The organism is Cellvibrio sp. PSBB006 (genome assembly GCF_002162135.1).
In the GTDB taxonomy this organism is placed as follows: Bacteria; Pseudomonadota; Gammaproteobacteria; order Pseudomonadales; family Cellvibrionaceae; genus Cellvibrio.
The window spans coordinates 805,147-814,398 of sequence record NZ_CP021382.1 but is presented as its reverse complement, the minus strand read 5'-3'; the positions used below and the strand labels follow the sequence as shown (position 1 = coordinate 814,398).

2 protein-coding genes are annotated in these 9,252 nt (G+C 43.1%); both read left to right on the top strand.

Going from position 1 to position 9,252, the window contains the following annotated elements; genetic code table 11:
- The first annotated feature begins 58 nt into the window (after positions 1–58).
- Positions 59–7,081 carry a hybrid non-ribosomal peptide synthetase/type I polyketide synthase gene (locus tag CBR65_RS03455; protein ID WP_087465554.1) on the top strand — a complete coding sequence of 2,341 codons (7,023 nt, stop codon included), beginning with the start codon at positions 59–61 and terminating at the stop codon, positions 7,079–7,081.
- A complete protein-coding gene (locus CBR65_RS03450; RefSeq protein WP_087465553.1) occupies positions 7,081–9,234 on the top strand; it encodes a beta-ketoacyl synthase N-terminal-like domain-containing protein in 2,154 nt (717 codons plus the stop codon). Before CBR65_RS03455 ends, CBR65_RS03450 begins: the two co-directional genes overlap by 1 nt.
- The last annotated feature ends 18 nt before the right edge of the window (positions 9,235–9,252 follow it).

The window sequence follows — 9,252 nt, the reverse complement described above, 5'->3', positions numbered from 1 at the left end:
GTTAGAAATTGACAGTATTAATTTATCAAGCCATATGCAATGAGGTTAAAAACATACAATGGGAAATGAAAATAAAGTAGCAATTATTGGAATGGCTGGTCGTTTTCCAGGAGCAAAGACGCTAAAGGAATTTTGGAGTAATCTGGAAAATGGCGTGGAGTCATTGTCAGATTTTACTGATGAGGATCTGTTAGAGTCTGGAATCCCTGAATCTCGTATTAATGACGAGAACCTTGTTAAAAAAGGATTTGTCCTGGATGACATCGATAAATTCGATGCTAAATTTTTTAACTGCTCCCCTTCTGAAGCAAGAATGATGGACCCTCAGATCCGCTTCTTTTTGGAGTGTGCATGGGAGGTACTTGAGAATTCAGGGTACGATGCCGATAGATATACTGGGAAAATAGGTGTTTTTTCCGGCATGGGAATGAATAGCTACATTTTCAATTTTGCAAAAAATCGAAGCACAATTAAATCTGGTGAAGCGTTTCAAACAAAAATCCTCAACGACAAAGACTTTTTAAGTACCTGGACATCATACAAACTGAATTTAACGGGCCCCAGTGTCAGTATTCAAACGGCGTGTTCAACTTCGCTAGTTGCAGTTCACATGGCTGTTCAGAGCTTACTCAATGGTGAGTGTGATATAGCGATTGCGGGAGCTGTTTCAATCGGTGTTCCCCAAAAGCTTGGCCATTACTATTACAAGGGCGGGATCGAATCTATTGACGGCCATTGCCGTGCGTTCGATGCCGACGGTCGCGGGACTATGAACTCCAGTGGACTGGGCCTTGTTGCATTACAGCGATTGGACGATGCGATTGCCAATCGTAATTCAATCGATGCTGTGATTCTTGGAAGTGCGATCAATAATGATGGCACTATGAAAATGAGTTATACCGCTCCCAGTATTCAGGGGCAATCTGAAGTAATCGCCGAGGCACTTGCGATTGCTGATGTTCCCGCGGATTCGATAACGTATGTCGAAGCACATGGCACGGGTACACCGATTGGTGACCCTGCAGAAGTTGCCGCACTGTCAGAAGCTTTTGGTGCATTCACCGATAAAAAGCACTTTTGCGGAATTGGTTCTGTTAAAACAAACATTGGCCACCTGGATACCGCAGCAGGAATTGCCGGTTTGATCAAAACAGTGCTTGCGATGAAAAATAAAAAAATACCTGCAAGCTTGCATTTCAAAAAGCCTAACCCGGAAATAGATTTTGAGAATAGCCCATTTTATGTGAACGCCGAGTTGAAAGAGTGGAATCAACATGAACCGTTGAGAGCTGGCGTCAGCTCCTTTGGAATTGGTGGAACTAATGCCCATCTAATATTGGAGAGCTATCCGGAAACATTTTCTTCCGAGGAGTCAGATAGCTGGAAAGTTATGACGCTCTCAGCCAAGACTGAGTCTGCACTAAACAAAATCGCAATCAATCTGGCTGATTATTTGGAATCCAGCCCTGGCGTGAATTTGACGGATGTGGTGCATACCCTCCAGATTGGTCGTAAAGAGTTTGAACATCGCCGTGTTGTTGTCTGTCAGAAGCGCGAACAAGCTATTGACATGCTGAGGGCCAAAGCCGAGCGTGTTTTGACGGATAAACATGATCGAAGTGAAAGACGCCTTGTCTTCATGTTTCCCGGTCAGGGTAGCCAATACCCTCAAATGGCAAAGGATTTATACCAACAGGAGAGTGTATTCAAGAAAGAGCTTGATCGATGTTTTGCTATTGTTTCAGCAGTTGCCAACATAGATCTAAAGTCTGCGTTATTTCCGGTCTCCGATACTGAAGATGCGTCAGCGTTGATAAATCAAACACATTACACCCAGCCATTGATTTTTTCCGTGGAGTACGCTTTAGCAAAATTGCTTATCCACTGGGGCTTTCTACCTAAAGCTATGATTGGCCATAGTATCGGTGAATATGTTGCCGCATGTATATCCGGAGTGTTTACACTGGAGGATGCTTTGCTGTTGGTTTCAGCGAGGGGAGCCCTGATCCGGGAATTGCCCGCCGGGAAAATGTTGGCTGTAAGGCAATCGCGAGAAGAGCTCAAATCTATTTTATCCGGAGACTACGATTTTGCGGCGATTAACTCGCCTAAATCGTGCGTCATTTCCGGTGAGGGCGCACTTATCGATTCAATATATCAACAGCTGGATGAAAGAGGCATTAAAAGTCAGCTTTTGCGTACGTCTCATGCATTTCATTCGGAAATGATGAATCCTATATTGGATGCTTTTAAGGCTAAAGTAAAAGCCATATCACTAAATACTCCCCAAATACCGTATGTTTCAAATGTCACTGGTGAGTGGATACAGGCGGAGCAGGCTACATCTCCCGACTATTGGGTGAACCATCTGCGCGGAGCCGTTCTTTTTTCCAAGGGGATCGAAACATTGGTGAATAACTCCACCAACGTGTTTTTGGAGGTTGGCCCCGGCCAGGCCTTATTGGGAATGGTCAATGAACACGATATTGGCGACTTGTGCCGAGCTATCCCAACAATTCGCCATCGCGAAAACAATTGTAATGATTCTGAATTTCTAGCCCGGTCTATCGGGAGAATTTGGTTATCCGGGGTGAAGATTAATTGGGACAAGTTTCATAATAACTCACCTCGCCGAAGAGTTCATTTGCCGTCCTATCCGTTGCAACCTGAACGTTATTGGATTGATGCCCAGAAGCAAGTCGCTGATGTAGACTCTACTCTATCAAACTCAATAATTTGTTCGACAGATACCAAAAACTTTCATCCGAGGCCAGAGTTAAATGATGACTTCGAAGCGCCCCGGAACTCGTTGGAAAGGGAGTTGGTTTTACTGTGGGAGCGATCTTTTGAAATTGACAGGATAGGTGTCCTTGATAATTTCTTTGAGTTGGGTGGCAATTCGCTTCAGGCGTTACTTTTGATTGATTTGATAATTGATAAGTTCGATGTCGATGTCACACTTAGCCGCTTGTTCATGAATCCAACAGTAAGATTGCTTGCTGAAGACATCGCAAAAGAATTCCCCTCGCTTGCTGAGGAAGTTGTCCCGGAGAAACGGAAAGTTTCCCGCAGTAGCATGGACAGAATTATTCCGGATCTGAAAAACCGTCATGAACCATTCCCATTAAATGATATCCAGCATGCTTATTGGCTTGGCCGCACCGGAGTATTTTCATTAGGGGATAATTCCACGCATATTTATCTTGAAATAGAAATATATTCAGGGGAAATTGCAGCGTTCAATAAAGCCTGGAATAAACTGGTAAACAGACACGATATGCTTCGGGCCGTTGTGCTTTCTTCCAGCGAACAAAAAATTCTGGAAAAGGTACCTGAATATACATTTGAAGTATTGGATGTTGTTGACAAGTCTCCAGATGATATTCGTTTGTTGCAAGAAAATGTCAGGAAGGAGATGTCTCATAATGTCATTTCCCTGGAGCAATGGCCGCTGTTTGAAATACGTGCTATTCGCTCAAAGCCTGAAGGCTTCAGGTTGTGTTTTAGCATTGATATTCTCATTGCTGATGCCTGGAGCATCAATATGCTTATTGAGCAGTGGTTGATGTTCTACCAAAATCCTGAGTTGGAACTTCCAAAGCTGGATTTATCTTTCCGTGATTATGTGATCGCAGAAGAAAAAATTAAAGATTCGGAAATTTTCCATAAATGTCGTAATTATTGGTTTGACAGAATAGATGGTTTGCCGCCTTCACCTCAACTTCCTCTAGCCCTATCACCGGAGAAGGTCACCAACCCTGAATTCAAGCGCAGAACATACCAATTAGAAGCAGATAAATGGAACGTTATTAAGAATAAGGCGATTAAATTAGGCGTAACTCCCTCAGCAGTATTGATGGGAATATTTTCTGAAATACTGGCTTTATGGAGCAGGTCGCCACATTTTACAATTAATTTGACACTGTATAATCGCCACCCCGCGCACGAACAGGTTAATGAAATAGTAGGAGATTTCACTTCCCTGACGCTGTTGGAGATCAATAACGCAGAAACTTCTACAATCACTGGACGTATCAAACGAATTCAGCAGCAATTGTGGGAAGACCTGGATAATAGATTTTGTGGAGCTATTTCTGTTCTGCGTGAAATGACGAGAAGACATGGTTCACAAGTCTCGATGCCGGTGGTTTTTACCAGTACCTTGGGAGTCAGATCCCTTAAACATGAAAACTCCAATTCCAAAGCTATTGGCGAAGAGGGATACGGTATTAGCCAAACAACACAAGTGTGGCTGGATCACCAGGTGATGGAATGGAATGGAATGCTTCGCTTCAATTGGGATACCGTGGAATCCTTGTTTCCCAACGGTTTATTAGATTCGATGTTTGAGTCTTATTGCAAAATGCTGACGCGCTTAGCGGCAGATGAAAAGCTTTGGGACATGGACATTGCCCCGCTATTGCTTCCCGATGACCAGGCCGAAGCACTGAAACTGGTTAATCAAACCAGGAAACCATTAGAAGAAGATCTGTTACAAACGCTTTTTGAAAAACAAGTCAGTATCAACCCTGATCAAATAGCGGTGGTTTCGTCCGAAAAAAGTTTTACATATCGCCAGCTATACAATCGTTCTGTCTCGTTAGCTGTTGATCTCAGGGAAAAGGGATGCAGGCCTAATCATTTGGTCGCGGTTGTTATGGACAAAAGTGTATATCAAGTCGTCGCGGTGATGGGAATCCTCTTTGCAGGGTCGGCATATCTACCAATCGATCCTGGTATTCCGCAGGATAGGCTGCATTATTTGCTAAAAAATAGTAATGCGTCGGTTGCCTTGACGGTATCTGCTTTAGCTGAAAACCTGGTTTTTCCTCCCGATGTCAAGGTCATTTGCATTGATGGTTTACCCGAACCTGTACCTGCGCAGAAATTGGAGCCCCTGCAAAAATTTGATGACTTGGCTTATGTGCTTTATACCTCTGGCTCAACCGGCGTACCTAAAGGAGTGATGATTCCGCATAGAGGTGCCGTTAATACCATATTGGATATTAATCGTCGATATTCACTGGGCAGTGGAGATCGTGTTATTGGCCTCTCGGCTTTAAATTTTGATTTGTCTGTTTATGATCTTTTTGGCACGCTTTCCAGTGGTGCCACGCTAGTTATTCCGGACGCTGGCACATCAAGGAATCCCGCACATTGGGTTAATTTAATTAAACAACATAACATCACGTTCTGGAATACTGTTCCCGCCTTAATGCAAATTCTGGTTGATTATATTGAGGATAATCCAGAAGAAAACTTTAATGAGCTGCGGTTGGCAATGATGAGTGGCGATTGGATTCCCCCGAAGTTGCCGGAGCGGATGTTGAAACTTTGGCCTGGGGTTCAGGTGATCAGCGCCGGCGGTCCTACGGAATGCTCTATATGGTCAGCTACCCATATTATTGATCCGCAAGATTGTCAATTAGACAGTATTCCGTATGGGACTGCGCTGGATAACCAGGAAATACATATTCTTAATCATGCGTTGAAAACCTGCCCATTGTGGGTTCCGGGTGAGCTATATATTGCTGGTGATGGTTTAGCCAGGGGATATTTGAATGATCCCGAGAAGACTAACTCTTTATTTATAGAGCACCCGTTAACAAAACAGCGTCTGTATAAATCCGGTGACCTGGGACGATATCTTCCTAACGGTAATATTGAATTTTTAGGAAGAAATGATTTCCAGGTAAATATTAATGGAAACAGGGTAGAGTTAGGTGAAATTGAATCTGTATTAAAAGAACAGGTCGGTATTAAAGAGGCCGTTGTCGTTGCCCTTGGAAACCAGGGCAGTAAAAATAAAACAAAACTCGTTGCTTATGTCGTTCAGGAAGAGGGCTTTACTGATATCACAACGAATAAAATTGAACTGACAAATTTTAAGATAAGCCAGCCCGGGCTACGCCAGTCAAAGAGCAATGAAAGGACAATTACCCTTCCCCCGCCACAGCTGGATAATAGCACCTTTATAAGACGTCAAAGCTATCGACAATATCTGAAGGATGAGATTTCCAGAGCAGATTTCAATGGCTTGATCAGCACATTGTCCCAGCTCAAATTAGACGATGAGCCTTTGCCCAAGCATTTATATCCGTCGGCCGGTAGTTTACATGCAGTCAGAATTTATTTGCACGTTAAGGCAGGCAGGATAGAGGGGATCGAAGGAGGTATCTATTACTATCATCCTGCAGATCATGCGCTTGTTGAAGTGAACAACGAAGACGCAATTAACAGGGGCTGCTACGGCGTCGGCGAAAACCCTTACATGTATGATGACGCGGCTTTCTCATTATTTATGGTGGGCGACCTTAATGTAATCGCAACCATTTATGGAGCCGAAAAGGCAAAAGAATTTGCATTTATAGAAGCTGGCTACATGGGCCAAATTTTAATGGAAAAAGCGCCATTGAATTTAATTGGCTTAGCTCCGGTAGGTTACCTTTCCAAAAGGGTGAGCGAAGCGCTGCGGTTAGATGAAGGGCAGGTTGTCATCCATAGTATGGTCGGTGGTCGTATTAACCCCCAGCGAACGGAAAAATGGATTCAAGATGGCCCGTTATCTTTACCCGACAAACAGAACAGCAGGGATAGCGATGAAATACAGCAGGTCCTCAGGCAGCGCTTGCCAGAATATATGGTACCTTCTGTGTTTGTTCCAATAAAAGCCATACCGTTGACCGCCAACGGAAAGGTCGACAGGAAATCGTTAGCAACTATAGATTTGCCGGAAATTGAGGAGAAGCGCCACGTATTACCCAGCAATGAAGTAGAGAAAAAGATTGTTGATTTATGGAAGGAATACTTGCACGTAGAAAATATTAGCGTTTATGATAACTTTTTTGAATTAGGTGGTGATTCAATATTAATTGTCAGGGTACATAAAAAATTATCAACTTTGTTTGATAAAAAAATATCCATTATTGATATGTTTAAATACACAACCATTCATGAGTTAGCTTCATTCATCGGAATTAGCCAGCAAATCCTGAAAGAAGATTCGGGTATAGATGAACGAATGCAGAAACAAAAATCTGCTCTTATAAAACAAAGGAAGCTGATTGGAGAAAAGGCTTAATGGAAAACCACGACGAATCCATTCCATTTCAAAGTGTTGCTGTTATTGGCTTGGCATGCAATTTCCCCGGTGCAGAAAATCCGGAATCATATTGGGATAACCTGGTAAAGGGCGTTGAATCAATAACTGAACTCTCGGATGCGCAGCTGCTCAACGTAGGTGTTAATAAAGAGCATTTAAATGATCCCAAATATGTTAAGAAAGCTTCGCTGTTAAAAGGTGTAGATCTGTTTGATGCTGATTTTTTCAGCTTTACTCCTCGAGAAGCGGAGATCACCGATCCGCAACATCGTTTATTGATCGAAAATGTATATACCGCGTTGGAAAATGCTGGCTATGCGCCGGGCAAAACCAAAGCCAAAATTGGCCTGTATGCTGGTATTGGCATGAATGGATATCTGCTGAATAACTTGTTGCCGCGTACGGATCTGATTGAATCCATGGGTATGTACCCACTTTTAATCGGCAATGATAAATGTTACGCGGCAACACAGATTGCCTATAAGTTGGATATCACAGGTCCTGTTATGGCCGTTGATACGGCGTGCTCGACAGGATTGGTAGCGACACACCAGGCATATAGAAGTCTTCTTGCGTATGACTGTGATATAGCTGTCGCCGGTGCTGTTAAATTGAATGTCCCTCAAACCGGGTATTACTATGAGCAAGGCAGCATAAACTCTCCGGATGGACATTGCAGGGCATTTGATGAAAGGGCGAAAGGTACAATCTTTGGCAGTGGTGTCGGTGTTGTTGTGCTGAAACGTCTGGAAGATGCCCTAAGGGATGGAGATACTATCCATGCTGTAATTAAAGGATCATCGATTAATAATGACGGGGCAGCGAAGGTAGGTTTTACCGCGCCGGGGGTTAAGGGGCAACAGGAAGTAATATCGGAAGCCCTGGCTTTTTCTGAAGTTGACCCGGAAAGCATTTCCTATATAGAAGCGCATGGCACGGGCACACAGTTGGGGGATCCTATTGAATTTGAAGCTTTACAGGGTGCTTTTTCAAGTGCCACGCAAAAAAAGCAATTTTGCGCACTGGGGTCTGTAAAAACGAATATAGGCCATTTGGAGACAGCTGCAGGCATGGCAAGTTTAATTAAGGTAATTCTCGCTTTAAAGAATGAAAAAATACCACCAAGCTTGCATTTTGAAAATGCAAACCCTGAAGTCGACTTCAACAACAGCTGTTTCTACTTTAATAAGACATTAATGGATTGGAAGGTAACTGATTTCCCACTACGTGCGGGAGTAAGTTCATTCGGCATAGGCGGAACAAATGCACATCTAATTTTGGAGCAGCCTCCAAAACCTCGTGTAAGTGAATCCGATATTAAAACGCATCTGTTTCCGCTGTCCGCAAAATCCAAAGGTGCGCTTTCACTTGTTGTAAAGAATTTTAAGTCATATCTAATTGAAAATCCAAACGCTAATTTAGCTGACGTTGCCTACACCTTGCAAAATGGAAGGGAGGATTTTTCATTTAGACTAGTGCTGAGGGGGGGCGACATTAAAGAAGTATTGCTTTCCATCGAAAGCAGCAATGTGGATGCCGTTAGTGGAATTGATGCGAGAAGGTCTAAAGCCCCAGGCAATATTGCAGACATTGGCAATGAAGGGATAAAAGATTTGCCGTCGCTCTGTAAAAAACTGGAAAGTGACTGGTTGTCGGGTACAGACGTCAATTGGAAATTGATTTATGGTGACGAAAAGAGAATTAGAATTTCGCTTCCATCATATCCTTTCGAAAGAAAGCCGTATTGGATTGACCCACCACAGCACAAATCCCTGATTGCGTTCGACAATCAATTCGTAGAACCCCCGGAAAAAGGTGAAGCAGAGGCAATTGAAAGTTACAACTGCCATTTTGATTCAGACATCGCCCAAATACAAAATATAATACTAAGAATATGGGAGGATTTGCTTGGTAAAAAAGATATTGCGATACACGATAATTATTTTGATTTGGGTGGGCAGTCGTTAACAGCCTCTCGAATAATGGTCCGTATAGAAGAGAATACCGGTATCGAATTACAGGTACAGGATCTGTATGAGGCTGCAACAATAGAAAAGTTGTCAAGGCGTGTGCTTGAAAATCAAATGAAAATTTTGGAAGAGGGCGTTGAATCCCTTCTCGCTGAAATATAATTCTCCACTCGCGATGAT

Excerpts from the sequence above, each read along its gene's own strand:
- CBR65_RS03455 (WP_087465554.1), top strand. The coding sequence starts at position 59 with ATGGGAAATGAAAATAAAGTAGCAATTATTGGAATGGCTGGTCGTTTT.
- CBR65_RS03450 (WP_087465553.1), top strand. The coding sequence starts at position 7,081 with ATGGAAAACCACGACGAATCCATTCCATTTCAAAGTGTTGCTGTTATT.